27 protein-coding genes and 1 tRNA gene are annotated in these 24,281 nt (G+C 74.8%); 16 read left to right on the plus strand and 12 right to left on the minus strand.

Annotation, left to right across the window (positions count from 1 at the left end; translation table 11 throughout):
* Positions 1-163: 163 nt before the first annotated feature.
* Positions 164-1,027 carry a single-stranded DNA-binding protein gene (locus tag Q3W71_RS10500; protein WP_302919112.1) on the minus strand — a complete coding sequence of 288 codons (864 nt, stop codon included), beginning with the start codon at positions 1,025-1,027 and terminating at the stop codon, positions 164-166.
* A 434-nt stretch (positions 1,028-1,461) separates the two neighbouring features.
* Between Q3W71_RS10500 and Q3W71_RS10505 the strand changes: the two genes are divergently transcribed.
* Together Q3W71_RS10505 and Q3W71_RS10510 are read left to right on the plus strand one after the other, a co-directional pair.
* Complete coding sequence (locus Q3W71_RS10505) at positions 1,462-1,887, plus strand: HPF/RaiA family ribosome-associated protein (protein WP_302919113.1); 426 nt, start codon at positions 1,462-1,464, stop codon at positions 1,885-1,887.
* A gap of 101 nt (positions 1,888-1,988) precedes the next feature.
* Positions 1,989-3,038: an alpha/beta hydrolase gene (locus Q3W71_RS10510; RefSeq protein ID WP_302919114.1), complete on the plus strand. Its 1,050-nt coding sequence runs from the start codon at positions 1,989-1,991 to the stop codon at positions 3,036-3,038.
* A 31-nt stretch (positions 3,039-3,069) separates the two neighbouring features.
* On the opposite strand, the gene Q3W71_RS10515 is transcribed toward Q3W71_RS10510, so the two are convergent.
* Positions 3,070-3,762 (minus strand): hypothetical protein, encoded by a 693-nt coding sequence (locus Q3W71_RS10515; protein ID WP_302919115.1) that lies wholly within the window; start codon positions 3,760-3,762, stop codon positions 3,070-3,072.
* A gap of 168 nt (positions 3,763-3,930) precedes the next feature.
* Here Q3W71_RS10515 and Q3W71_RS10520 point away from each other — a divergent pair.
* Positions 3,931-4,003: transfer RNA gene (locus tag Q3W71_RS10520), tRNA-Arg, on the plus strand.
* A 130-nt stretch (positions 4,004-4,133) separates the two neighbouring features.
* Here Q3W71_RS10520 and Q3W71_RS10525 read toward each other — a convergent pair.
* Positions 4,134-4,475, minus strand: coding sequence for a helix-turn-helix domain-containing protein (locus tag Q3W71_RS10525; protein WP_302919661.1), 342 nt, complete (start codon positions 4,473-4,475; stop codon positions 4,134-4,136).
* 66 nt (positions 4,476-4,541) lie between these two features.
* Here Q3W71_RS10525 and Q3W71_RS10530 point away from each other — a divergent pair, with 66 nt between their 5' ends.
* The 4 genes from Q3W71_RS10530 to Q3W71_RS10545 all read left to right on the plus strand — a co-directional run bounded on the left by Q3W71_RS10530 (position 4,542) and on the right by Q3W71_RS10545 (position 7,514).
* The gene (locus Q3W71_RS10530) at positions 4,542-4,976 is read left to right on the plus strand and encodes a DUF4440 domain-containing protein (RefSeq protein ID WP_302919116.1); all 435 of its coding nucleotides are present in this window, start codon (positions 4,542-4,544) and stop codon (positions 4,974-4,976) included.
* Positions 4,977-5,244: 268 nt separating this feature from the next.
* Entirely contained in the window at positions 5,245-5,649 is a 405-nt protein-coding gene (locus Q3W71_RS10535; RefSeq protein WP_302919117.1) for a RidA family protein, read from the plus strand.
* Positions 5,650-5,695: 46 nt separating this feature from the next.
* Complete coding sequence (locus tag Q3W71_RS10540) at positions 5,696-6,193, plus strand: DinB family protein (RefSeq protein ID WP_302919118.1); 498 nt, start codon at positions 5,696-5,698, stop codon at positions 6,191-6,193.
* A gap of 220 nt (positions 6,194-6,413) precedes the next feature.
* On the plus strand, positions 6,414-7,514 hold the full coding sequence (locus Q3W71_RS10545; protein ID WP_302919119.1) for a PLP-dependent cysteine synthase family protein: 1,101 nt from the start codon (positions 6,414-6,416) through the stop codon (positions 7,512-7,514).
* Positions 7,515-7,549: 35 nt separating this feature from the next.
* Here the strand turns inward: Q3W71_RS10545 and Q3W71_RS10550 are convergent, their stop codons facing one another.
* Entirely contained in the window at positions 7,550-8,422 is an 873-nt protein-coding gene (locus Q3W71_RS10550) for an alpha/beta fold hydrolase (protein ID WP_302919120.1), read from the minus strand.
* Between the two features lie 228 nt (positions 8,423-8,650).
* Here Q3W71_RS10550 and Q3W71_RS10555 point away from each other — a divergent pair, with 228 nt between their 5' ends.
* The 6 genes from Q3W71_RS10555 (at position 8,651) to Q3W71_RS10580 (ending at position 14,130) form a co-directional block, all read left to right on the plus strand.
* Positions 8,651-9,265, plus strand: a complete 615-nt coding sequence (locus Q3W71_RS10555; RefSeq protein WP_302919121.1) for a DinB family protein — start codon at positions 8,651-8,653, stop codon at positions 9,263-9,265.
* 40 nt (positions 9,266-9,305) lie between these two features.
* Positions 9,306-10,115, plus strand: coding sequence for a class I SAM-dependent methyltransferase (locus Q3W71_RS10560; protein WP_302919122.1), 810 nt, complete (start codon positions 9,306-9,308; stop codon positions 10,113-10,115).
* Positions 10,116-10,237: 122 nt separating this feature from the next.
* Positions 10,238-11,416, plus strand: a complete 1,179-nt coding sequence (locus tag Q3W71_RS10565; protein ID WP_302919123.1) for a sensor histidine kinase — start codon at positions 10,238-10,240, stop codon at positions 11,414-11,416.
* A 46-nt stretch (positions 11,417-11,462) separates the two neighbouring features.
* Positions 11,463-12,641 carry a hypothetical protein gene (locus Q3W71_RS10570; RefSeq protein ID WP_302919662.1) on the plus strand — a complete coding sequence of 393 codons (1,179 nt, stop codon included), beginning with the start codon at positions 11,463-11,465 and terminating at the stop codon, positions 12,639-12,641.
* Positions 12,614-13,327, plus strand: coding sequence for a response regulator transcription factor (locus Q3W71_RS10575; protein ID WP_302919124.1), 714 nt, complete (start codon positions 12,614-12,616; stop codon positions 13,325-13,327). The genes Q3W71_RS10570 and Q3W71_RS10575 overlap by 28 nt, the downstream gene beginning before the upstream one ends.
* A 74-nt stretch (positions 13,328-13,401) precedes the next feature.
* Positions 13,402-14,130, plus strand: coding sequence for a hypothetical protein (locus tag Q3W71_RS10580; RefSeq protein ID WP_302919125.1), 729 nt, complete (start codon positions 13,402-13,404; stop codon positions 14,128-14,130).
* Here the strand turns inward: Q3W71_RS10580 and Q3W71_RS10585 are convergent.
* The 3 genes from Q3W71_RS10585 to Q3W71_RS10595 all read right to left on the minus strand — a co-directional run bounded on the left by Q3W71_RS10585 (position 14,012) and on the right by Q3W71_RS10595 (position 16,567).
* On the minus strand, positions 14,012-14,992 hold the full coding sequence (locus Q3W71_RS10585; protein ID WP_302919126.1) for a GlxA family transcriptional regulator: 981 nt from the start codon (positions 14,990-14,992) through the stop codon (positions 14,012-14,014). The genes Q3W71_RS10580 and Q3W71_RS10585 overlap by 119 nt on opposite strands.
* A 3-nt stretch (positions 14,993-14,995) precedes the next feature.
* Entirely contained in the window at positions 14,996-15,604 is a 609-nt protein-coding gene (locus tag Q3W71_RS10590) for a cysteine hydrolase family protein (protein WP_302919127.1), read from the minus strand.
* A 213-nt stretch (positions 15,605-15,817) separates the two neighbouring features.
* Positions 15,818-16,567, minus strand: a complete 750-nt coding sequence (locus Q3W71_RS10595) for a 1-acyl-sn-glycerol-3-phosphate acyltransferase (protein ID WP_302919128.1) — start codon at positions 16,565-16,567, stop codon at positions 15,818-15,820.
* A 116-nt stretch (positions 16,568-16,683) separates the two neighbouring features.
* Here Q3W71_RS10595 and Q3W71_RS10600 point away from each other — a divergent pair, with 116 nt between their 5' ends.
* Entirely contained in the window at positions 16,684-17,331 is a 648-nt protein-coding gene (locus Q3W71_RS10600; RefSeq protein ID WP_302919129.1) for an alpha/beta hydrolase, read from the plus strand.
* A gap of 64 nt (positions 17,332-17,395) precedes the next feature.
* Here Q3W71_RS10600 and Q3W71_RS10605 read toward each other — a convergent pair whose 3' ends face one another.
* Both Q3W71_RS10605 and Q3W71_RS10610 read right to left on the minus strand, forming a co-directional pair.
* Positions 17,396-19,456, minus strand: a complete 2,061-nt coding sequence (locus Q3W71_RS10605; protein WP_302919130.1) for a glycogen debranching N-terminal domain-containing protein — start codon at positions 19,454-19,456, stop codon at positions 17,396-17,398.
* Positions 19,453-19,827: an SCP2 sterol-binding domain-containing protein gene (locus Q3W71_RS10610; RefSeq protein WP_302919131.1), complete on the minus strand. Its 375-nt coding sequence runs from the start codon at positions 19,825-19,827 to the stop codon at positions 19,453-19,455. The genes Q3W71_RS10605 and Q3W71_RS10610 overlap by 4 nt, the downstream gene beginning before the upstream one ends.
* A gap of 239 nt (positions 19,828-20,066) precedes the next feature.
* Here Q3W71_RS10610 and Q3W71_RS10615 point away from each other — a divergent pair, with 239 nt between their 5' ends.
* Positions 20,067-21,176: a crosslink repair DNA glycosylase YcaQ family protein gene (locus tag Q3W71_RS10615; protein ID WP_302919132.1), complete on the plus strand. Its 1,110-nt coding sequence runs from the start codon at positions 20,067-20,069 to the stop codon at positions 21,174-21,176.
* 127 nt (positions 21,177-21,303) lie between these two features.
* Here the strand turns inward: Q3W71_RS10615 and Q3W71_RS10620 are convergent, their stop codons facing one another.
* Positions 21,304-21,720: a CBS domain-containing protein gene (locus Q3W71_RS10620; RefSeq protein WP_302919133.1), complete on the minus strand. Its 417-nt coding sequence runs from the start codon at positions 21,718-21,720 to the stop codon at positions 21,304-21,306.
* Between the two features lie 88 nt (positions 21,721-21,808).
* Between Q3W71_RS10620 and Q3W71_RS10625 the strand changes: the two genes are divergently transcribed.
* Complete coding sequence (locus Q3W71_RS10625) at positions 21,809-22,390, plus strand: nucleotidyltransferase family protein (RefSeq protein ID WP_302919134.1); 582 nt, start codon at positions 21,809-21,811, stop codon at positions 22,388-22,390.
* 68 nt (positions 22,391-22,458) lie between these two features.
* On the opposite strand, the gene Q3W71_RS10630 is transcribed toward Q3W71_RS10625, so the two are convergent.
* Together Q3W71_RS10630 and Q3W71_RS10635 are read right to left on the minus strand one after the other, a co-directional pair.
* Positions 22,459-22,896, minus strand: coding sequence for a PPOX class F420-dependent oxidoreductase (locus Q3W71_RS10630; RefSeq protein WP_302919135.1), 438 nt, complete (start codon positions 22,894-22,896; stop codon positions 22,459-22,461).
* A gap of 47 nt (positions 22,897-22,943) precedes the next feature.
* Complete coding sequence (locus Q3W71_RS10635; RefSeq protein ID WP_302919136.1) at positions 22,944-23,969, minus strand: aspartate-semialdehyde dehydrogenase; 1,026 nt, start codon at positions 23,967-23,969, stop codon at positions 22,944-22,946.
* Between the last annotated feature and the right edge of the window lie 312 nt (positions 23,970-24,281).

The following is a 24,281-nucleotide window of genomic DNA, read 5'->3' on the forward strand; positions in this document are numbered from 1 at the left end:
TTCCGGAACGGTGTGGTGTCCGGCGGCGCCGGACACCACTACGTGCCGGAAGCTGAGCGTTCCCGGGCTGGGCGGGCGGCGCGGAGGTGCGGCCGAAGCGGGGTGGCGACGGCGGACCGCCGGCACTCCGCCCCCGTCGTCGGGACACCTCCGCGCCCGGCGCTCACGCCGGCTGCGGCACCCGGCCCCGACCCCGTCGACCCCGCCCGCCGGGAGCCGTCTCCGGTGCCTGCGGCGCCGGCCCCAGCTCGCCGTCCGCCGTCTCGGCCGCGCCGCCCAGCGGCGCCAACTCGTCGGCGTCACCAGCCAGCCCGTCGTCCGCGCCCAGCGGCCCCGTACCGCCCGTGCCGCCGCCCAGGCCCTCGACGGTCAGCTCCACGCTGTCGGCCGCCGGACCGTCGGCCGCCGACCCCCCGTCGCCGAGTCCGTCGTCATCGTCGTCCGCCCGCTCGTCGAAGGGGTCGAGCGGGCCGGCGAAGGCGGCGTCGGCCGGCAGGTCGCGACCGGACCGCGGGGCGGCGAAGCCGGGCAGCTCGAAGTCGTCGTCGAGCGGGCGGTCGTCCGGCCGGACCGGAGCCTGGCCGGTCGGCACCGGCTCGGTCGGCTCGCCGTGCACCCGCTGCTCCGCCTCGGCGTCCTCGACGGTGCTGGTGGTCAGGCTGGGCCGGTTGCGCAGGAAGCGGCCCCGGCCCCGGGACAGGTCGTGCCCGACCGCGACCGCCTCCAGTTCGTAGAGCGTGCGGTGGTTGCCGGCGTCGTCGGTCCAGTCGCGGGTGTAGAGCCGGCCGCAGACCACCACCGGGTCGCCGACCATGACCGAGGCGGCCACTCCCTCGGCCAGCTTGCGCCAGCAGTTGACGCGGACCCGCAGGCTGTTGCCGTCGACCCAGCGGCCGCTGTCGCGGTCGAGCCGGCGGGCGGTCGAGGCGACCTTGAAGTTGGCCACCAGGGTGTTGCTCTGGGTGGTCCGGCGCCACTCCGGCGCGGTCAGCACGTTGCCGACGATCGTGACGTACGTGTCGAACATCGTCCCTCCAGGGGGAGATCGGGCTTGGCATGGCGAGTCGACTCGTGCCGAGCCTGGGCCGGCGGCACCCCCGACGCCAGCCCGTGCCGCCGGCCTGTGGACAGCCCGACCGGCTGTGGACAACGCCCTGATCAAGCAGCCGATGTGCTACGTCACCCCACCGGTCGCGCTCGACCCGGCGTGCGCCCGCCCGGGCACGCCACCCGCCGTCGATCAAGGGTCGAGCGGCCCGGATCCGACGCCCGCCCGGCCCTAGGGCCGGCGGTGATCACGGCCGGAGGATCGAGGTGCGACAAGCGTCGCGTTCCGGACGGGACCCGGCTGGGTAGGGATTTGATCAACCGCACCGCCGACAGCACGACGTCGAACGAAAGGGTCAGCGCCATGATGACGACCACCACCCGTTCCGCCCACGTCCTCGGCCAGGTGCGGCGATGAGCGCCGTCGCGAACCCCGCCACGGTGGCCGAGTGCCTGCGCGTCGGCGCCGGGTTCTCCCAGGGTGACCGGAACTGGATCGTGGAACAGTTCGCCACCCTCGACGCCCGGCTGGCCGCCTTCCACGCCGACGCCACCGAGCTGGAGGTGTCGGTGAAGGACCGGGACTCCCGGGGTCAGAAGGTCACCCTGGAGTGCTGGATCGCCGGCCGGCAGAAGATCGTCACCACCTCGGCCGAGGAGGACCTGCGGGCCGCGCTCAACGACGCCCGCGACGACCTGCGGCGACGGCTCAACGACGCGAAGACGAGGCAGGAGCCGCGGCACAACAAGCACGTGCGGGAGATCGGGCAGCCGGCCCAGCGGACCGGGGAACCGGCGGGCGACGTCGACCCGGCCCGCGCCGACGCGGAGACCGCCTGAGGCGTACGCCTCCGCGTCCCCGTCCGTCGGTGCGGGCGGACGGGGACGCGGACGCACCGCAGGGCTACCGCCGGGTAGCTTCCGGGCGTACCGTCACCGACGTGGAACCGGACGTGCTGGGCCCGCCGTACGAGCGGCAGACGATCGACCTGGGCACCGACGACGAGGGGCCGGTGGTGGCCACCCTGGTCCGCCGCCGGGCCGACCGCCCCACCGGGCGCGCCGTGCTCTACACGCACGGCTTCACCGACTACTTCTTCCAGGCCCACCTCGGCCACTTCTTCGCCGAGCGGGGCTGGGACTTCTACGCCCTCGACCTGCGCAAGCACGGCCGCAGCCTGCTGCCGCACCAGACCCCGAACTTCTGCCGCGACATCGCCGACTACTTCCCCGAGCTGGACGCCGCGGCGAAGATCATCCGCGCGGACGACGGGCACGACACCCTGCTGGCCATGGGGCACTCCACGGGCGGCCTGGTCATGCCGCTCTGGGCGCACGCCCGGCGGGACGCCGGGATCATCGACGGGGTCTTCCTGAACAGCCCGTTCTTCGACCTGAACGCCCCCTGGCTGCTGCGCCGGCCGGTCGCCGCGGCCGCCGCGCGGCTGGGCCGCCGGGTGCCGCGCCGGGTCCTGCCGTTCGGGCTCGGCACCGTCTACAGCGAGACGATCCACGCCGACCGGCGCGGCGAGTGGCAGTACGACCTGGAGTGGAAGCCGCTCGCCGGGTTCCCGGTCCGGGCCGGCTGGCTCAACGCGATCCGCACCGGCCAGCGGCAACTGCGCGCCGGGCTGGACATCCAGGTACCGGTGCTGCTGGCCTGCTCGACCCGCTCGTTCAAGGGCACCCGGTGGCACGAGTCGGCCGCGCTCGCCGACGCCGTGCTGGACGTCGAGCACATGGTCCGCTGGGCGCCCCGGCTCGGCCGGCACGTGACGGTGGCGCGCTTCGACGGCGGCATGCACGACCTCACGCTCTCCGGCCCGGCCGTACGGGAGAAGGTCTTCGCCGAGGTGGGCCGCTGGGCCGAGGCGTTCCTCGGTGCCGGACCGACCGACGTACGCCCGACGCCCGGCGACGCCGGCGTGCCCGGCGGCCGGCGACCGGCGGACGAACCGGACCCGGCGGACGCGACCGCGCAGGGCGGCTGACCGCCCGGGCGGACCGCCGGATCGGGTGCGCTCAGGCGGCGCCGGGTGCCGCCGGGATGGCGGCCCGGACCCGGTCGAACGTCGCCACCGGGTGCCCGCCCACGGTGGCCGGCAGCACCAGGCCCAGGCAGTGCAGCGCGACCTCACCGGCGGCGTCGGCCTGCACGCCGAAGACCGGCGCGCCGACGTAGCCGGGCGGCAGCTCCGTGGTGATCCGGACGGCGTCCCCGGCCCGCACCACCCGCTCGATCGCCACCTCCAGCGGCCGGGATCCGTCCTCGCGGACCCCGTTGGCCAGCACGAACGCGGACCCCGGCGCCGCGCCGATCCGGGTCACCACGTCCGAGCCGGCCGCGACGCCGTCGGTCACCTGCTGGGTACGCCACCGCCAGCCGGCCCGCCGCGCGTCCTCGTGCAGCCCGGCGGTGGGCAGGATCGCGACACCGATCTCGGTCCGGTGCAGCCACGACTCCGGCGCCGGCACGACGTCGCCGGCCGCCCCCGCCGGCTCGGTCAGGCTCGCCCGCAGGCCGAGTTCACCCAGCGGCGCGTCGGTGAGCGCGTCGGCGGTCAGCAGGTACTCCCCCACCGGGTCACGGAAGAAGAACGCGGTGCCCGCGGTCGCCGGGACCTGCCCGATCCCACGGAACGGCAGGATGGCGCGCCCGACGAGCTGGCACAACTCGTAGGCGACCTCGTTCTCGGCATCCGGGTCAAGCAGCACGAGGCCGAGGGTACGGACCAAAGGCGCCGCGGTGGGCGGCGGGCCGGAATCCGGGTGCCACCGGTCGGCAGCACGTGCGACGCTGATCCGCGGCGTGACCAGCCGGGCACCCGTTCCACCGCTGCCGGCGGGGGCGGCGGTACCCTTCTGGCGCGACGACCGCACCATGCGCCCGTAGCTCAGCGGATAGAGCAGGGGACTTCTAATCCCAAGGCCGCAGGTTCGAATCCTGCCGGGCGCGCCTCCACTTCCCAAAGTTGATCGGCTCGCGTGGGTGGCTGGCCCGGCCTGCCCGCTGATCCGAGGAGCGTGGCGGACCCGCTCTCACCCGCCTCGCCTCCCAGCTGGCACCCGCGGACGTTCATCGCCCGTCATGCCCGCTCGCGCAGCAGCGCGTCCCCGGTCCGGTAGAGCTCGACGAGCAGCGGGCGCAGCTCGGTACCGGCACGGGTGAGGCGGTAGCAGGTGCTCGGCGGGAAGGTGCGGGAGCGGTCACGCTCGACCAGGCCCTGCCGGGTCAGCGCCGCGAGCCGCTCGCTGAGCACCTTGGCGCTCAGGTCGGGCAGCGCCGCCTGAAGCTGGCCGAACGATCGGGGGCCGTGCATCAACTCCCGCAGCACCAGGGTGGCCCACCGGCCGCTCACCGCGGCCAGGGCGACCTCGACGGGGCAGCCAGGCTCCGGCCGGCGGGTCGCGCCGCGCTGGTCCGGCACCAGGTCGCGAGCCCAGCCGCCGCTCACCGTTTGGTTACCTGCGCGAGCAGCACCTTGACTGTCAGCATGTCTTCCGATCTCCACACCCACTCCACGAGTGTCCCGCTCAGCGACAGCGCGGCCCAGCACCCGTCGGTGTTCGCCCGCGCCTTCAACTCCGGGGACGTCGCGGCGGTCGAGCAGGTCTACGAACCTGGAGGCCTACTGGTCACCGTCCCGGGCCAGCCCGTCACCGGTGCCGCCCGGATCGCGGCCAACCAGCGCTTCCTCGACCTCGGGCTCCCCATCGAGGTGCGGCCCCGGCACGTCTACGTGGCCGACGATGTCGCCCTGCTCATCGTGGACTGGACCATTGACGGCACCGATCGCGACGGCCGACCCGTGCACATCGAAGGCACCGCCACCGATGTCGCCCGCCGCGGTCCCGACGGCCGCTGGCGGTACGTCATCGACAACCCGTTCGGCACCGCCGAGCCGGAGATTCACCACGGTCAGCGGTAGCGCACCTACGTCCCGGCCCCGGTGCCGGTGGTGCTGCTGACCAGAGCGACCGTAGGGCCGGTGAAGCGCTGCCTGGAGAGGATCTCCTCGTCGGGCCGGCGCCAGACCGTCCAGCCTCCCCGGGCGGGGACAAGGTGGAGCGTCCTACCGGAGGTACGACCTTGGCCCCGTCCGGGAAGGCGGGTAGCCCTTGTGGTGCCCGTCGAGGTGCGTACCCAGGGTTGGCCCAGCTCCGTTACTGGCTGTGTCCGGTCGTAGAGTGCTCGCCATGGCGCACATCGAACTCGCTACGCCAGAGACGCTCCCGCAGCCCAACGGCTACAGCCACGTGGCCACCATCGGCCCGGGCAGCCGGCTGATCTGGACGTCCGGTCAGGTGCCCATCGCCGCGGACGGCACCGCGGCACCCGCCGGGGACTGGGCGGCTCAGACCCGCCAAGCCATGCGGAACGTCGGTGCCGCGCTGGCCGCCGCGGGCGCGACGTGGGACGACGTCTTCAAGCTCACCTTCTACGTCGTCGATACCTCGGCGCTGGCCACCGTACGGGCGGTACGGGACGAGTTCGTCAACGTGGAACGGCCGCCGACCAGTTCACTGGTCCAGGTGGCGGGCCTGTTCCGACCGGACCTCCTGATCGAGATCGAGGCGGTCGCGGCGATCGCCGAGCACTAGGCCAGCTACCGGTTGCCCACCGGCGGCGGTCTGGGATGCTTCGCCCATGCCTTCCTTCCCGCCCACCTTCGCCGACCAGGTCGTCGCACTGCCAGCCCGGGCCCAGTTCGAGGCGTTCCTCGACGAGCACCGCGGCGCGCTCAACGGCTGCCTGGACGGGCTGACCGAGGAACAGGCGCGCCGGTCGCTGGTGGCCTCCCGGACCACGCTGCTGGGTCTGGTGAAGCACGCGACCTTCGTCGAGAAGGTCTGGTTCGACGAAGCCGTCACGGGCCGGTCGCGCGCCGAGATCGGCATCCCCGCGTCGTCGGAGGAGTCGTTCGTCCTCGATGACGACGACACGATCGCCACCGTCCAGGCGGCACACCGCGAAGCCTGCGAAGCATCCCGTCGGGCGACCGCGTCCCTGGAGCTGGACGACATCCTGCACGGGCACCGGCGCGGCCCGGTTCCGCTGCGGTGGGTGTACCTCCACGTGCTGCGCGAGCTCGCCCAGCACTGTGGGCACGCGGACATCCTTCGAGAGCAGCTTCTCGACGAGTAGTGGCGGATCTCGACCGGCCATCCGGTCGATCACGCAGGCTGCCGGCGCCGCCGCCATTCCTACCCGACCGCGCTGACCAGCGGCAAACCGATTACACAGGTCAGCCGCCCGCCACACCGGCGGCGGACCCACCCGTCGAGGTGGGTGCGCACAGGTCGCCACGCGCCGCGAGCCCTACGATGAGGTGCACGCGTTGATCTTCACCAGCACGGGGGCCACTGTGACCGATCCTGGCGACTCGACGCAGGCCGGAACGCGCCGGTGGGCGCAGCAGGCGTTGGCGCGGCTCCGCGCCGAAGCCGCCGCCGAGCCGCCCATCCCGTTGCGCCGCTACCCGCTGCCGCAGTCGTGGGGAATCCCGCTGTACTTCCGGGACGAGTCCCTGCGTCCCACCGGAAGCCTCAAGCACCGGGTGGTCCGGCGGCTCGTGGAGGACGCGGTCGCCCGGGGCGACATCCGGCCGGGCACCACTGTCGTCGCGGCAACCGCCGGAAACGCCGCGGTCGCCACCGCCTACTTCGCCCAGCTGATCGGCGTGGCGTTCGTCGCCGTCGTGCCGGGGAAGACGGCGCCGGCGAAACGAGCGCGGATCGAGCGGTACGGCGGCCGCTGCCACCCGTTCGATCCGCCCGCGGCCATCTACGACGAGGCCGTCCGGCTCGCCGCCGAGCTCGGTGGTCACCACCTCGACCACTTCGCCGCGGCGGCGCAGGCGGAGGACTGGCGCGCCCCGGACAGCGTCGGGGCGGCCCTGTTGGCGCAGGTCCTGGAGCAGGAGGGCCGGGCGCCGGCGTGGACGGTCGTGGGTGCCGGCACCGGATCGACCAGTGCCACGGTGGGACGCCACATCCGCTACCACGGCTACCCCACCCGCCTCGCGCTGGTGGACCCGGAGAACTCGGCGTACTGGCCGAGTTGGGTCACCGGCTACGACGGCTACGGCACCGGAATGCCGTCCCGGATCGAGGGCATCGGCCGACCCCGGGTCGAGCCGGCGTTCCTGCCCGGGGTCATCGATCTGGCCATGCCCGTACCGGACGCGGCGAGCCTCGCCGCGATGCGGCACCTGGCGGCGACCACCGGATGGTCGGTGGGCCCCTCCACGGGCAGCAACTTCTGGGGCGCGCTGCGCATCGCCCACCGCATGCGCGAACAGGGCGAATCCGGCAGCATCGCCACGTTGATCTGCGACGGCGCCGACGCCTACCGCGGCACCTACTACGACGACGGCTGGATCCGGGAGAGGTCACTCGACCCGGGCCCGTACACCGGGACGATCGACCGTTTCCTCACCGCCGGCCGGTGGATCGAGCCCTCCTGACCGGGCGACCACCGTCGGCGGCAGGGGGCCTCCCGTCAGTCGTCGCCGTCGAGGACCGCGCGCAGCCTGCGGGCGAACGCCTCCGGCTGGCCGGCGTAGCCGAACTCGCCGCCGAGGAAGCCGCCGTGGTGGCTGGGGAACACGCTCGGCCGCTGGCCGAGCAGCTCGGCGGTGGCCACCGCGGTCCGTCCGGTGAGGACGCCGGCGGACTCCTCACCGACGGCGACCACGATGCGGGTCGGTGCCGCGGCCAGCGCCTCCAGGTCCGGGCGATAGCTGCTGACCGCCCAGGACCGGTCCGACAGGAGCGGATCGTCACGCGAACCGTCGTCCTCACTCGGCATCCCGAACTGGCCCGGGTCCGGCGCGGGCTGGGCGAAGTAGTCGGCGGTGAACTCGCCCTGCCAGGAGGTCATGGCGATGAAGGCCGCCATGCCCGCGTTCGATCCCTTGGCCTGGTACACGTCCCGGATGTCGGCGCGGGCGCGCTCGGCCGCCTCGGCGTCGGGCAGCAGCGAGAGGAGGGGTGGCTCGTGGGCCACCAGGGTGGTCACATCGTGGGGATAGGCCGCCACCAGCGCCAGCGCGGTCACCGCGCCGCCACTGCTGGCGAACATCTCGACCGGCCCGACGCCCAGCGCCTCGACGACGGCGTGCACGTCGGCGGCCTGGACGGTGGGCGCGTGGTCGACCCGGCCGTCCTTGCGGCGGCTGCGGCCGAGGCCGCGCGGGTCGTAGGTGACCACTGTGCGGTCGGGCAGGTACGAGGCCAGGGTGGCGAAGCCGGCGGCCTCCATCGGCTGACCGATCATGAACAGCGGTGGGCGTCCGTCGGCGGTGGGCAGCGGGCCGCGCACGTCGTAGACGATGTCGGCCTCGGCGGTCTCCAGCGTGTGCGTGTTCGTCATGACGGTGTTGACCCCTCCCGCGGTGGAAACTCATCGGACCCGGCGCCCACGCGCCGGTATCGGTGTCCCGGTCCGGCCCCCGCCGCACGATCGCCGGCCGGCCAACCGACTCGCGGCGGGAACCGTCAGGGACGTTACGCGCTCGACCCGAGTATGGCGGCCGGTCGCCGGGGACGGTGCCGGTCGCGAGCCGGGCGAGGGTCGGACCCCGGGCGTAACGTGCCCGGTATGGACGTCGACTGGAACCACGAGCTGGTCGAGCAGCTCGACTGGCACTGGCGTCAGCAGGCCCGGCCGCGCCTCGACGGGCTGACCGACGCCGAATACCACTGGGAGCCGGTGCCGGGCTGCTGGGGCGTACGGCCACGCGGCACGAGCAGCGCGCCGATGGCGGTCGGGCAGGGCGACCACCTGATCGACTTCGCGGTCCCCGAGCCCGACCCGCCACCGGTCACCACGATCGCCTGGCGGCTCGGCCACGTCATCGTCGGCGTGTTCGGCGCCCGCAACGCCGCCCACTTCGGCGGCCCGCCGGTCGACTACGGCTCCTTCCCGTACGCCGGCACGGGCGCCGCCGCGCTGAGCCAACTCGACGAGGCGTACGACCGCTGGCTCGACGGCGTGCGCGGCCTGGGCCACGACGGGCTGGCCCGGCGGTGCGGCCCGGCCGAGGGCCCCTACGCCGACCTCCCGCTGGCGTCGCTGGTGCTGCACATCAACCGCGAGGCGATCCACCACCTCGCCGAGGTCGCCCTGCTCCGCGACCTCCACGCCCACCGCGACGCGACCGGCGCGGGTACCCGCGACGGTGACGCCGGCCGGCCGGGGAGCGCGCGAGGGTAAACCGGGTGACGGGTCGACCGGGCTCGTCCACCATCGACGGATGCCGGAGCACCGACCTGCCGAGCCCGACGTCGTGCGGTACTACACCGACGTCTTCGTCGAGGCGGACCGGCTGTCCCGGTCGCCGCACGGACGGCTGGAGGCGCTGCGTACCCGCGACCTGCTGGCCGGGCTGCTGCCGGCGGCACCGGCGACCGTGCTCGACGTCGGCGGCGGCCCCGGCGCGCACGCCGGCTGGCTGGCGGACGCGGGTCACCGGGTGCACCTGGTCGACCTCGTTCCGGCGCACGCGGCGGCGGCCCGGCAGGCGTGCCCGGCGGTGACCGCGACGGTCGGCGACGCCCGCCGGCTCCCACTGGCCGACCGGTGCGCCGACGCGACCCTGCTGCTCGGGCCGCTCTACCACCTCACCGACCGCGCCGACCGGATCGCCGCACTCGGCGAGGCGCTGCGGCTGACCCGGCCGGGCGGCCTGGTGGTCACCGCGACGATCAGCCGGCACGCCCCGCTGCTGGACCTGATACGGCAGGGTCGGGTCGACGACCGCACCCGTCCCGCCCTGCTCGCCGCCTACGCCTCCGGCGTCAACGACCCGGTCTCCGGTTTCACCACCGCCTACTTCCACCGCCCGGCGGAGGTGGTCGACGAGTTCCGGGCCGCCGGGCTGCCCCGGCCCGAGCTGTACGGCATCGAGGGTCCGCTCTGGCCGCTGCTGCCGCTGGCCGGCGGCCCGGAGACCGACGGCGCGCTCTTCGCCGAGGTGCTGCGCTGCGCTGCCCTCTTCGAACGCGACCCCGAGGTGCTCGGCACCAGCGCGCACCTGCTGGCCACGGCGCGGACGCCGGCATGATGACCGAGCAGCGACACGCCGCACACTGAGGGTCACCCCGCCGAAAACGCGTGTTATTCTCCGGCGTCTATCTCCGCAGCGCGGGCCCGGATCGGGTCGTTGTCGCAAAGGACTTCTCCCCGATGTCGGCCGTTCCCACTCCGACCACGCCCCCGGCCCTGCTGGACAACCCGGCCGGCGGCGCGTTCGCGCTCATCTTCACCACCCTCCCCGCACTGCTCCGGCTGACCTGTGGGCTGGTCGGCGCGGCGGTGGCGCTCGCGGTCCGCACCCCGCCCGTGGAGCCAGCGCTGCTGGTCCCGGCCGTGGCCGCGCTGACCGCCTGGTCCCTCTGGTACGCGGTGCGGGCGCTGCGGCACGGCGTCACCGGGCCGCTGGTCGCCGGGGACGTGGCGCTGACCGCCGCCACCTGCCTGGCGATCCCGGTTCTGGTGGCACCGGAGGTGCTGCCCGGCGAGGGGAGCTGGGTCGCGGTGCTGGCCAGCACCACCGTGATCAACACCCAGGCCACCGCGCCGGCACGCTGGTCGGTCCCGGCCGGGCTGCTGGTCACCGCCGCCTACGCGGCCGGCGCGCACACCGCCGGCAACCCCGACGAGGCGACCGCGCACGCGGCGACCCTGCTGGTGCAGACGGCCTGCACGGCGATGATGACAGCGGTGATGCGCCGCCGGATCGGCCGGGCCGACCGCGGCTTCGCCGAGCACCAGCGGTTGACCCGGGACGCGCTGGTGGCCCGGACCGCCCGGGACGCCGAGCGGCGGCAGAACCGGGACCTGCACGACACCGTGCTGGCCACCCTCACCATGGTCGGGCTCGGCGCGGTGGCCGGCCCCTCGCCGCGGCTGCGCGAGCGCTGCGCCGCCGACCTGCGTACCCTCACCGCGCTGGCCGACGCGCGGTCGGCGCCGGACGACGGGCCGGCGCCGCTGGCCGACCGGCTCACCGCGGTGCTGCACCGGCTGCCCGAACTGCGGGTGACCGCCGAGCTGACACCCTGCACGGTGCCCGGGCCGGTCGCCGAGGCGCTCGCCGAGAGCGCTTACGCCGCGCTGTCCAACGTGGCCCGGCACGCGCCCGGCGCCACCGCCGCGTTACGGCTGGACCGGGTGGCCGGCACCGTCGCGGTGGAGGTCGCCGACGACGGCCCCGGCTTCGACCCGGAGCGCGTGCCGGCCCACCGGTACGGCCTGCGGGAGTCGGTCCGCGGCCGGATGGCCAGCGTCGGCGGGCGGGCCGTGGTCGAGTCCGCACCCGGCGCCGGCACCCGGATCCGGCTGGAGTGGCCCGGTGTCCACTGAGACCGCCCGCGCCACGACCGCCGGACCCACCGGCACGGGGTCCACGGTGGCCGGGTCCACGGCGGCCGGGCCGGTGGCGGTCGAGGCGCGACAGGCGGCGGCGGCCGTGGCCAGCGTCTCCGACCGGGGTGCCCGGATCGTGGTGGTGGCCATCGCGCTCGCCTGGCACACCGCGATCGCGCTGCCCGCCGTGCTGGCGGCCCGGGCCGACCTCGCGGCCCCGGCGGTGGCGGCGGCCGGCTGGCTGGTCGTCGCGGCGACCGGCGTGCTGGCCGGCGTACGGCTGCTGCGCGGTGTCCCGCTGCCGGCCTGGCCGCTGGCGATGCTGCTGCTGGTGGTCGACGCGGCGGTCTTCGCGGCGGCCGGCGAGGGGCAGCTCTTCACCGCCGCCAACTGGGGGTGGGGCACGCTCGGCTGGTTCTTCGTGCTGGTGCTCTGGGGGCGGCGGGTGATCGGGCTGCTCGCCCTGCTGGCCGCGCACTCGCTGATCGCGCTGGTCGCCGTGCTCGGTCACGGCGCGACCGCCCCCGCCGACCTGGCCCGCTACGCGATGTACGTCTACGGCACCCTGTCGCTGCCGGTGGCGGTCTTCGTGGGCGGCGCGGTGATCGCCACGCTGGCCCGGCAGCGGGCCGCCGCCGCGGCGACGGCGCACGCGATGGCGGCGGAGCGGGAGGCCGCCGAGCGGGCCCGCCGCGACCGCCGGGAACGGTTGGCGCTGGTCAGCGGGACCGCCGAGAAGGTGCTCGCCGAGCTGGCGGACGGGCGGGCCGACCCGGCCGACCCGGACGTGCAGCGCCGCTGCGTGCTGGCCGCGGCCCGGCTGCGCCGGCTCATCGCCGAATCCGACGACGTGCCGGACCCGCTGCTGCACGAGCTGCGGGCGGCGGCGGACCTGGCCGAACGGAGCGGCCTGCCGATCGACCTGGTCACCATCGGCACGCCCCCGCCGCTCCCGGTGGAGGTTCGCCGGCGGCTGGTCGACCCGCCCACCGCCGCCCTGGCCGGCGCCCGCGACTGGGCCCGGCTGACCGTGGTCGCCGGGCCGGACGAGGTGGTGGTGAGCCTCGTCGCGCCGGACCGGGACGGCCCGGCCGGCAGCGGGCCACCGACGGCCTGCGACGACGGCGGCGACGACGGCGACGGCGACGGCGACGGCCGGGTGGAACTGCTTCACGAACACGACGGGGAGATCAGATGGACGCAGACCCGGTGGCGCCGGTGACCGGCGAGCGACCGGTGGGCGTGGCGATCGTCGACGACCATCCGGTGGTGGTCGAGGGGGTACGGGCCTGGCTGGCCACCGAGCCGCGGCTGACCGTACTGGCCACCGGCGACGATCCGGACGAGGTGCTGCGGGCCGCCCCGGCCGCCGACGTGGTCCTGCTCGACCTGCGGCTGCACGGCCGGATGGCGCTGGACAAGCTCGCCGAGTTGAGCGCGGCCGGCCGGCGGGTGGTGGTCTACTCCGAGCACACCGACCCGCAGACCATGCTCGCCGCGCTGGACGCGGGGGCGGTGGCGTTCCTCGCCAAGCACGAGGGCCGGGAGCACTGCGTGGCCACCGTGCTGGCCGCGGCCAGCGACCGCCCGTACGTGCCGCCGGCGCTGGCCGGGGCGATCGTCGGCGACGCCCGCCCGGACCGGCCGGTCCTGTCGGACAAGGAACGCGAGGCGCTGCTGCTGTGGTTCCAGTCGATGTCGAAGGCGTCGGTGGCCCGCCGGATGCGGATCAGCGAACACACGGTCAAGCAGTACGTCGACCGGGCGCGGATCAAGTACACCCGGGCGGGGCGACCGGCCGCCACGAAGGCGGCACTGCTCGCCCGGGCGATCGAGGACGGCCTCATCCGGCCGGAGGAGATCGGCATCTACCGGTCACAAGCGTCCTACGACCGGCCGACCCCCTAACGGGTGTCATGACACCGTGGCCCGGTTCGGCGACGCTCGGTGGGTAAGGCCGTCTGCTCCGGGAGATCCTGACCATGCATGACGACGCGTCCCCCTTCTTCATCGGTCCGCACCGGTTCGACGCGCCGGACGACGACGTCGCCCCGGTGCTCGACCGGCGCCACGAGCTGGTGCCCGACCCGGGTGAGCGGGTGCTGTGGCGGCACCGGCTGCACGCCGCCGGCTACCTGCTCGGCCCGACCGAGGCGTGGCAGCGGTGGGCGCTGCCCGCCGCGGTGTCGGTGACCGTCACCGACCGGCGGATCGCGTACGCGGGCAGCGGGTGGCAGCTGGCCGTGGTCGGCGGGGCGCGGGACAACGCCCGGCACCGCCGCCGCGCCCGGACGCCGGGCCTGGTCAGTGGTCAGATCCGCTGGCAGTGGCCGTCCCGGCTGGAGCTGGTGCCGGCCGGACCGGACCGACCGGCCCGACTGCTGGTGGTCTGCGACGCGCTGCGCACCATCTGGCAGCCGGCACTCGCCCTGGCCGGCCCGGTCGACGAGGTCACCGAGCTGGCCCGGCAGGTACGCCGGTCGGTGGCGACCTTCCGGCTGACCCGGCCGCAGCTGGTCGACCTCTCCCCGGCCGAGCGGGACGTCTTGCGGCTACGCGCCGGAGGCGGGCCGCTGGCCGGCGACGGGCGGATCACGCTGCCCGGGTCGCTTCCGGTGGAGTTCCGCTCCCGGGACGACTACTACCACCCGACGGGCTCGGGCTCCGGTTCGCGCGGGCCCGCAGCCGGCGCAGCATGCGGGCGTCGGTGAACCCCACGGTGCGGGCCGCGGCCTCCACCGTGCTGCCGTGCCCGATCAGGTGCTCGGCGCGTTCCACCCGCAGCAGCTGCTGGTAGCCGAGCGGGGTCAGCCCGGTGGCCTGGCGGAACAGCCGGGTGAGGGTGCGCTCGGCGACCCCGCCGGCGGCGGCCAGCTCGGCCAGCGGCAGCGGCTCGGCGAACCGGGAGTCGATCAGGTCCTGCACCCGGTGCACCGCGTCGGACAGGTGCGAGCGGTGCCGCATCATGGCACTGGCCTGCTGCTCGTGGCCGTTGCGCCGGGCGTAGAGGACCAGCGTGCGGGCGATCCGGGCGGCCGCCGCCGGGCCGTGCCGGGTGGCCACCAGGTGCAGCGCCACGTCGATGCCGCTGGCGATGCCCGCCGAGGTGACCACCCGGTCGTCGACCACGTAGATCACGTCCCGGACCACCCGGGCCGCCGGAAACCGGCGGTCCAGGTCGTCCTGCACGTCGTGGTGGGTGGTACAGCGCCGGCCGTCGAGCAGGCCGGCCCGACCCAGGGCGTACGCGCCGGCGCAGACGCTGGCCACCGTCCCGCCCCGGGCGTGGTGGTCGGCCAGCCGCCGCAGGCCGTCCGGGCCGACCGGCCCCTGCGGGCCGTGCGCGCTGGTCCGCCACCCGGGCACCACCACCAGGTCGTCGCGGGTCAACTCGGGCCAGTCCAGCCCGGCCACCAGCGGTACGCCCTGCACGGTCGGCACCTGCGGCCGGTCCGCGACGTAGTGCAGGCGGTAGTCGTACCCGAGATCGGCGGCGGTGGAGAAGACCTGGGCCGGCCCGGCGAGGTCCAGCAGGTGCACCTGCGGGACGAGCAGGAAGACGACCCGGGCCACGGCTCAGCCCCGCGCGCCGGCCGGGACGGCGCCGGTCACCTCGGCCACGGTCCGGACGGTGGCGAACCGGCCGGCCAGGGCGTACTCGGTGCGGGCGATCATCTCGTCGGTGGAGAGGGTGCGCGGGTCGGCGAGGATCTCGGCCAGGGTGGCGGTCTCCGGCAGGTCCCGGTGCGGGGTCGGGAAGGTCACCGTGGCGTCGGTCACGAAGGTCATCTCGTAGCCGAGGTCGCAGCCGACCCGGGTGGTGGTCTCCACGCACTGCTCGGTGCGGATCCCGCAGACGGTGATCTCGCGGATGCCCGCCAGGGTGAGCATCTGCTGGAGGTTGGTGGTGGTGAACGCGTTGTGCGACGTCTTCACCAGGGTCGGCTCCCCCGCCGCGGGGGCCAGCCCCTCGATCAGCCGGACGTGCCCGTGCGCCGGGTCGAACACGCCACCGCTGCCGGGTTCGGCGTGCAGGACCCAGACCACCAGGTCGCCCCGGTCGCGCGCCGCGGCGACCAGCCGGTCGACCGCGCCGACGATGTCGGGGTTCGAGGCGTACGCCCAGATCGGGCGCTGCCGGAAGGACTCCTGGACGTCGATGACGACGAGTGCTGCTCTGCTCATGCCCTGAATCCTGGCTGGCCGGGGGTCGTGCCGGCAGACACCATCCTGCCCCGCTGCGGAACGATCCGGCCACCCTCCCACCCCACCCCACCCCACCCACGCCCACGCCCACGCCCCACCCCACGCTCCCGCGATCTTGCGCTTTCCGCCCCTTCTCTGGGGCCTTTGCCGCGTTTGCCGGGGCACCGAGTGCAAGATCGCGGGGAGGGGGGATCAGGCCGGGGAGGTGCGGCGGGGGCCGGCGTCGAGGGCGGCGGCCTCCTCCGGGGTGGGGGCGGTGCCGCCGAGGTGGGCGGGGAGCCACCAGCTGTCGTCCGGGCCGGCGGGCGCCTCCGGATACTCCCGCTGGGCCCGGTCGACCAGCGCGGCCAGCCGGTGCTTCAGCTCGGCGGTCATCGCGTTCGCGTCCGGGTAACCGGCCGGGTCCATCGGCTCGCCGACCAGGATGGTGATCGGGGTGTGCCGGCGGGTGAGCGTACGCGGGCGGCCCTTGGTCCAGAGCCGCTGGGTGCCCCAGAGCGCCACCGGCAGGACCGGCACGCCGGCCTCCTGGGCCATCCGGGTGGCGCCGCTCTTGAGCTCCTTCACCGTGAACGACCGGCTGATCGTGGCCTCCGGGAAGACGCCGACCACCTCGCCCCGGCGCAGCGCGCTGACCGCTGTCGCGTACGACCCGGCGCCCGCGCGGCGGTCCACCGGGATGTGTCGCATGCCGCGCATCAGCGGGCCGGACACCTTGTGCCGGAACACGGACTGCTTGGCCATGAAGCGGACCAGCCGCTTCGCCGGGTGCGCGCCCAGGCCGCAGAAGATGAAGTCCAGGTAGCTGACGTGGTTGCTGGCCAGCACCGCCCCGCCGGTACGCGGGACATGGTGCGCGCCCTCGACGGTGATCTTCAGGTCGAGGACGCGGAACATCGTCTTGGCGGCGGCGATCACAGGCGGGTACACGAGTTCCGGCATCCGCAGACGGTACCCCGCGGAGCTGTGAGTCACGCCAGGGTCGATCGACCCGTCGGCGCGTCTGCCGTCGGCATACCGGGTGGGCGGGCCCGGCCGGGCCGGGGCAGGCTGGCGGGATGACCGAACGTGCGGTGCTGCTCTGGATCCACGGCGGCGGTTGGCGGGCCCGCTCGACCGAGGACGGCGCCGCCCTGGCCCGCCACGGCCTGCGCGTGGTGCCGGCCACCTACCGGCTGGTCGACCGGGCGCACTGGCCGGCCCAGCTCGACGACGTACGCGCGGCGGCCCGGCAGGCCCGCGCGGCGGCCGAGGGTCGTCCGCTGCTGGTGGCGGGTGACTCGGCGGGCGGCATGCTCGCCCTGCACCTGGCGCTGCGCGGGGTGGACCGGCCGGACGACGTGACCGCCGCCCTGGCCTACTGGCCGGCCGTCGACCCGCTGGCCGCCGACTGGCGGCGGCTGCGCCGCCCCGACGACCCGTGGGCCGGTCTGCTCGGCCATCCGCCCGCCGCCGGCGACCCGGCGACCGTGGACGCGACCGTCGGCACGCACGCCGGCAACCGGGTGCCGGTGCTGCTGGTACACGGCGTCGACGACCGGTCGGTGCCGGTCAGCCAGTCGGTGGACCTGGCGGCGGCGCTGCTGGCCGCCGGGCACCCGGTGCACGCCTGGATCACCCACGGCGGGCACGCGCTCGACCTGCACCGCCCGGACCTGGCCGCGGTGGCCGGGGCGTTCCTGGACACCGTCCTGCCACCCGCCTGACGCCGGTGAGCGAGCGGAGCCGCCGGCGGAGCAGACCCGGTCCGCCGGCGGCTGGACGCTCCGGTCAGCCGGCCGGCTCCTCGATCTCCATCCGGCCCCGGGCGAACGCGTCCACCCGGCCCCACCGGCCCGGGATGTCCAGCACCTCGATGCGGCCCATCCCGACCGGCAGCCGCGGCTCCACCGCGAGGTGCCCCTCGTGCGGTTCCAGGCCGAGCATGGTGCGCAGCAGCAGCATCGGGGTGCCGGTCGACCACGCCTGCGGGCTGCACGCGGTCGGGTACTCGACCGGGAACTTGGTCAGCTCGCGCGGGTAGCCGCCGAACGCCTCCGGCAGCCGGCCCTGGAAGTAGCGGGCGGCGTCCAGGATGCCGCTGGCGATGATCGCCGACTCCTCGGCGAAGCCGTACCGGCGCAGGCCCCAGGCGATGAAGGAGTTGTCGAACGGCCAGATCGTCCCGTTGTGGTAGCCGATCGGGTTGTAACGGACCTCGCCCTCGGCCAGCGTCCGCACCCCCCAACCGGAGAAGAGCCGGGGCCCGACCAGATGCTGGGCGATCTTCTCGGCCCGCTCGTGGTCGACGATGCCGCTCCACAGCAGGTGCCCGATGTTGGAGCTGAGCACGTCGCACTGCCGGCCGTCCGGGTCGAGGGCGAGCGCGTAGAACTCGCCGTCCTCCACCCAGAAGTCCCGGTTGAACCGCTCCTTCAACTGCGCCGCCTCGCGCTCCAGCCGGTCGGCGTACTCGGGGTCGTCCCAGAACTCGCGGGCCAGCCGCGCGGCGCGCATCTTCGCGTCGTACGCGTACCCCTGCACCTCGCAGGTGGCCCGGGGGAACGGCGGCAGCTTGCCGTCTCGGTAGGAGACCGAGTCCCAGGAGTCCTTCCAGCACTGGTTCTCCAGGCCGGTGTCGCTGTTGCGCCGCTCGTACCAGATGTAGCCGTTGCCGACCAGGTCGGCGTAGTCGTCGACCCACTTCAACGCCGCCCGCGACTCCTGCTCCAACTCCTTGACCAGCGCGGCGTCCCCGGTCCACTTCTCGTACTCGTCGAGCAGCACCACGAACAAGGGGGTGGCGTCCACCGAGCCGTAGTACGGCGTGTGCGGCTGCTCCTCGAAGGCCGCGGTCTCGCCGTAGCGCATCTCGTGCAGGATCCGCCCGGGGTCCTCGTCCCGGAAGTCGTCGAACCGGGTGCCCTGCAACGCGGCCAGGATCCGCAGCGTGGTCTGGGACAGCTGCGGCGTGAAGGGAAGCGTCTGCAGGCAGGTCAGGATGCTGTCCCGGCCGAACATGGTCATGAACCAGGGCAGGCCGGCGGCCGGCAGGGTCGCCCCGCCGAGGGAGAGCGGCGAGAAGCGCAGCGCCGCCAGGTCGATCAGGCTCCGCCGGTAGGTGCTGGCCAACTCCTCGTGCTGGGTGTTCACCTTGGGCGCGTTGCGCAGCCACTCCTCCAGGTCGTGCTGGAGGGCGAGCCGCTCGTTGCCGTGCGCCCGCAACCCCATCCGCAGGTCCCGGCCACCCGGCCCGACCGCCATCGTCTGGACGTCGATCCGGGTGTCCCACTGCTCGTTGGGTTCCAGGTGGACGGTGTACGCGAGGCCCTGCCGGTCGTAGCGGGCCGGCACGGACGAGCAGATCACCGTCTCCCGCTTGAAGTTGCCCCGCCGGTAGCCGAGCCGCAGCCGGTCCGGCTCCGCCTCGGAGTAGAGCTCGCCCTTCTTGTTCAGGATCTCGTCCTTGACCTGGAACAGGTCGGCGAAGTCGGCCGCCGCGTCGATCCGGATCTCCAGGTCGACCGGCTTCTCGTCGTGGTTGAGGATGGTCAACTGCTCGCGGAAGCTGCCGCCGACCGCGCGTTCCCGGATCACCGAGAGCTTGGCGTCGATGTAGTGCGTCGCCACCCCGGGCACCAGGAAGAACCGGGCCTCGTAGTACTGGAGGTCGTCGTAGGAGAGGGCGTTGAGCCGCTCCCCGTTGATGGTCAGTACCCAGGTGGACAGGTACCGCATGTCGAGGGAGAAGAGGCCGGTCGGCTCGGTCGGCGTCGCCTCGATGTCGCCGGTGTCCTCGGAGACCACGAAGGTGTTGCCGTCCAGGATCCGGATGGTGCTGCTCTGGCTCATCGCTGCATCCCCCTCTCGAAGCGCCGGCGCGGCCCGCGACTGTCCGGCGGGCCGGGGAAGAGCCGTTCGACCTGCACCACCAGCCGGGCGTCACCGGTCACCGTCATGTCCCCGCGGAACAGCGCCGCGATCCCGTTCTCCCGCCCGGTGGCCAGGTCCTCGAACAACTCCGGCGTGGTCCCGACGACGGTGTCCGCCTCGGCGTCCTCCTGGGTCACCTCGACCCGGCCCCGATCCATCCGCAGCAGCCAGTGCGTGGTCTGCGCCCCCTCGTGCAGATCGAAGCGCAGGGTCCCCTTGGTCTTCGCCAGCACGGGTTCGAACCCCCGCCGGTCGAGATCCTCGAAGAACCTCGTGGTCGCGTCCACCATCGGGCCCTCTCCTCCCCGTCGGTCGGTCCCGGCTCCCCGCCGGCCCGGGTGGGGGCGTTGTGCCACGTACGTCCCACCGTCCGGCGTTCGGCCTCGGTGCACCGGGTCCCCGGCCGGAGCGGCGTCAACCTCGCCCGGATCGGGTGAGCCGGCGCCCGGTTCTCCCGGCCGGGCAGTAGCCTCCGGGAAAGCCGGGCGCAGGAGCCCCGGGAGAGCCGGGGTGGAGGTCGGGAGGTCGGATGGCCAGGGGCGGGACGGAGGTCAGCCGGGAGCAGGTCCTCGCCTACCGGGCGGCCGCGCAGGAGCTGCACCGCCCGGGGCGCGCCGCGGCCGACCTCGCGGTGCTCGACCTGGGCGTGCAGGACACTCCGTACGGCTCGGCCCGGCTGGCGCTCGCCGCCCGGGGCGCGCCCACCGGCGACGACCGGCTGGAGCTGGTCTGGTCGATGCGCGGGGCGCCGCACCTGCACCGGCGCGCCGAGCTACCCGAGCTGGCCGCCGCGATCTGGCCGCTGGACGACGCGGACGCCACCCGACGCCTGCCCGGCCGCATCCGCGAGGGGGCCCGGCTCGGGCTGGCCGCCTTCCGGGTCACGGCGGACGCGTTCGCCGCCGTGGTCACCGCGCCGATGGCCCGCGGCGACGTGAGCCGCGCGGTGAGCGACCGGGTGCCGGCCGAGCTGACGTACGACTGCGAGCCGTGCGGCGCCCGGCACATCTCCGGGGCGCTCTTCCAGCAGGCCGGCCTCGCCGGCGGGGTACGCCTGGCGGTCTCCGGGCGGTCGGCGACGCTCGCCCCGCTGTCCGGCTGGACCGGCCCGCCGGAGCGCGCGGCGGGCACCGACGCGCTGGTGCTGGCCTACCTGCGGTTGCTCGGCCCGGCCACCCCGGCCGAGGTGGCCGGTTTCCTCGGCACCAGCGCCGGCGCGTTGCGCGGGGTGTGGCCCGAAGGGCTGGCCGAGGTGCGGGTGGCCGGGCGGCGGGCCTGGCTGCCGGCCGACCGGCTCGACGCGCTGCGCGAGGCCCGGCCGGCGCCGGGAGTCCGGCTGCTGCCGCCCGGTGACCCGTTCCTCCAGGCCCGGGACCGCGACGCGCTGGTGCCGGAGAAGGCCCACCAGAAGCAACTCTGGCGGATCATCGGCAATCCCGGCGCGCTGCTGGTCGACGGCGAGGTGGCCGGTGTCTGGCGGGCGAAGGTGGCGGGCCGGGGCGCTCTGGAGGTGACGGTCACCCCGTTCGACGGCCGCGCGCTGCCGGGCCGCGCCCGCCGCGAGCTGGAAGCCGAGGCGGCCGTCGTGGCCGCCGCGCGGGGCGCCACCGAGGTGCGGGTGGGCGTCGAACCGGCCTGACGTCCCGCACGCCGCGGGGCCGCGCCGACGCCACCCGGGCGCGGCGGGGCGCGGGCTCACACGGCGCCACGGAACGCAGCGAAGCCGGCTCCCCGCACCGGAGAGCCGGCCCACCGCGGCGGACAGGTCAGTTGTTCGGGTCGTCGGCGCTGATGTCGGCGAGCACCGACTGGGGCTCCCGCTCGACCGCGAGGTCGCCCATGGACACCAGCCCGACCAGGCGCCCGTCGTCGACGACCGGCAACCGGCGCACGGCGTAGGTCCGCATCAGGTCCGCGGCGGCCACCGCGTCGTCGTACTGGCTCACCGTGATCACGTCCTTGCTGGTGATCCGGTTGAGCGCGGTGGTGTTCGGGTCCAGGTTCTCCGCGACGGCCCGGACCGTGATGTCCCGGTCCGTGACGATGCCGACCACGTTGTCGCCGTCGGTCACCACCACGTCGCCGATGGCGCTGTCACGCATCTCCTGCGCCGCCGCGGTGAGCGTGTCGTTGCCGTCCATCGTCACCAACCGGGTCGTCATGAACTCTCCGACCGTTGTCATGGTGCTCCCCTCTCGGTTCGGCACCGGCGGTCTACCCGCCGCCCCGCCGGGGTAACGCCCCGGCCCCGCGCCCGGCTAGCGTGTCGGCGTGGGTCGGCACGAGCGGGAGCTGGGCGAGCTGGTCCGGGGCAGCCCGTGGGTGCTGCGGGCACTGGCCGTGGTACGCGACTCGGGGTTGCCGGACGCCTGGATCGGCGCGGGCACCCTGCGCGACCTGGTCTGGGGCGAGCGCTACGGGGACGGGTTCGATCCCGGGGCGGTCCGGGACGTGGACGTGGTCTTCTTCGACCCCGGGGATCTCAGCCGCGACAACGACCACCGGGCCACCGCCCGACTGGTGGCGGCCTGGGCCGAGCCGCCCTGGGAGGCGCGCAACCAGGCCGCCGTGCACACCTGGTACGCGGACACGTTCGGCGGTGACCCGATCCCGCCCTACCGGAGCGTGGCCGAGGCGGTGGCCACCTGGCCCGAGTACGCCACCGCGGTGGCGGTCCGCCTGGACGCGACCGACCGGCTGGAGGTCTGCGCCCCGTACGGGCTGGCCGACCTGCTCGGCGGGCTCTGGCGGCACAACCCGGCCCGGGTGGACGTGGCCCGGTCGCGGCAGCGGCTGGCCCGGCACCGCCCCGCCCAGCGCTGGCCCGGTGTCACGGTCGTCGAGCCGGGCTGACGCGCCAAGCACCCGACGGATCCGACCCGTTGTGCCGGGCGGATCGGCGCGGGCGCGGTCCGCGCGGGTCAGCCGCGGGGCGGGGCGCCGTAGACGCGCTCGACGTGCAGCCGCACCAGCCGCCGTTCGGCGACCATCGCGCGCCGGTAGTCGTCCCAGTCCGGATGCTCGCCCTGGATCGACCGGTAGAGCCCGACCAGTTCCTCGACGGTCGCGTCGGCCGGGTCGGCGGCCACCGGGGTCAGCTCGGCGCGCGCCTCCGCGACCGCGTACGCCCAGCCGTCGTCGCTGCTCACGTGGAAGCTGGCCCGCGGGTCCCGGCGGAGGTTGGCCGTCTTGGCCCGGTCGTCGGTCACCGACACCCGGATCAGGCCGCGCTCCCGGTCGAAGGCGTAGACCACGGTGGACAGCTGCGGCCGCCCGTCCCGGCGGATGGTGGCCAGCACCCCCATCCACCGGCCGGCGATCAGGTCGGTCAGCGCTTCCTGGGTACGGTCGTCCGGCACCGCGTCCTCCTCGTCGAGTCGCCTCGCCCCGTCATCCCCGCTCCGGGTCAGCCCAGCTCGGCGGCCACCAGTTCGGCGATCTGCACGGCGTTGAGCGCCGCGCCCTTGCGCAGGTTGTCGTTGGAGCAGAACAGGGCGAGACCGTGCTCGGCGGTCTCGTCGGCCCGGATCCGACCCACGTAGGTCGGGTCCTGCCCGGCGGCCTGCAGCGGGGTGGGCACGTCGCTGAGCGCCACGCCGGGCGCGTCGGCCAGCAGCTCGCGGGCCCGTTGCGGGGTGATCGGCCGGGCGAACCGGGCGTTGACCTGGAGCGAGTGGCCGGTGAAGACGGGCACCCGGACGCAGGTGCCGGAGACCTTCAGCCCGGGGATCTCGAGGATCTTGCGGCTCTCGTTGCGCAGCTTCTGCTCCTCGTCGGTCTCCTCCGAGCCGTCGTCGACGACCGAGCCGGCCAGCGGGAGCACGTTGAACGCGATCGGCTGGGCGAAGGAGCGCGGGGCGGGGAACTCGACGGCGGCGCCGTCGAAGGTGAGGCCGCTGGCGTGCTCGACGACCTTGCGGACCTGCTCGTCCAGCTCGGCCACGCCGGCCAGGCCGGCGCCGGAGACCGCCTGGTACGTCGAGACGACCAGGCTGACCAGCTCCGCCTCCTCGTGCAGCGGGCGCAGCACCGGCATCGCGGCCATCGTGGTGCAGTTCGGGTTGGCGATGATGCCCTTCGGGCGTACGGCGGCGGCGTGCGGGTTCACCTCGGCGACGACCAGCGGCACCTCCGGGTCCATCCGGAACGCGGACGAGTTGTCGATCACGACCGCGCCGGCGGCGGCGACCCGGGGTGCGAGCTCCTTGGCGGTGCCCTTGCCGGCGGAGAAGAGCACGATGTCCAGGCCGGTGTAGTCGGCGGTGGCCGCGTCCTCCACGGTGATCTCGCCGTCCCGCCAGGGCAGCGCCCGCCCGGCCGACCGGGCCGAGGCGAACAACCGCACCTGCTCCGCCGGGAACTCCCGCTCGCCCAGCACCTGCCGCATCACGCCACCGACCTGGCCGGTGGCCCCCACAATGCCGATCCTCATGCCCGCGAGGCTACCCAGCCCCGGCCCCCGACCGGGAACGCTTTCCCACCGCCCGGGCCCACGCCACACCGGGCCCGGCCGGCGCCGCCCGCGCGCCGGAACGGCCCGCCGGCCGCAACGACCTCGCCCCTACGCGCCCCGCTCCGGAAGATTCGCGGACCACCGCCACCCCCACCGCAGCATCCCCACCGGTCCCACGCCCGGCGCCCCCGCCAACCCGCCACCCCGCCGAAGCCCACCAGCGACCCACATCACAGCCGGCTTGATCCCACTCAAGGTCCCCGAAGTTGCGCCATCCGCCGCCGGACACCC

The sequence above is a fragment of the Micromonospora sp. C28SCA-DRY-2 genome (genome assembly GCF_030519475.1).
GTDB lineage: Bacteria > Actinomycetota > Actinomycetes > Mycobacteriales > Micromonosporaceae > Micromonospora.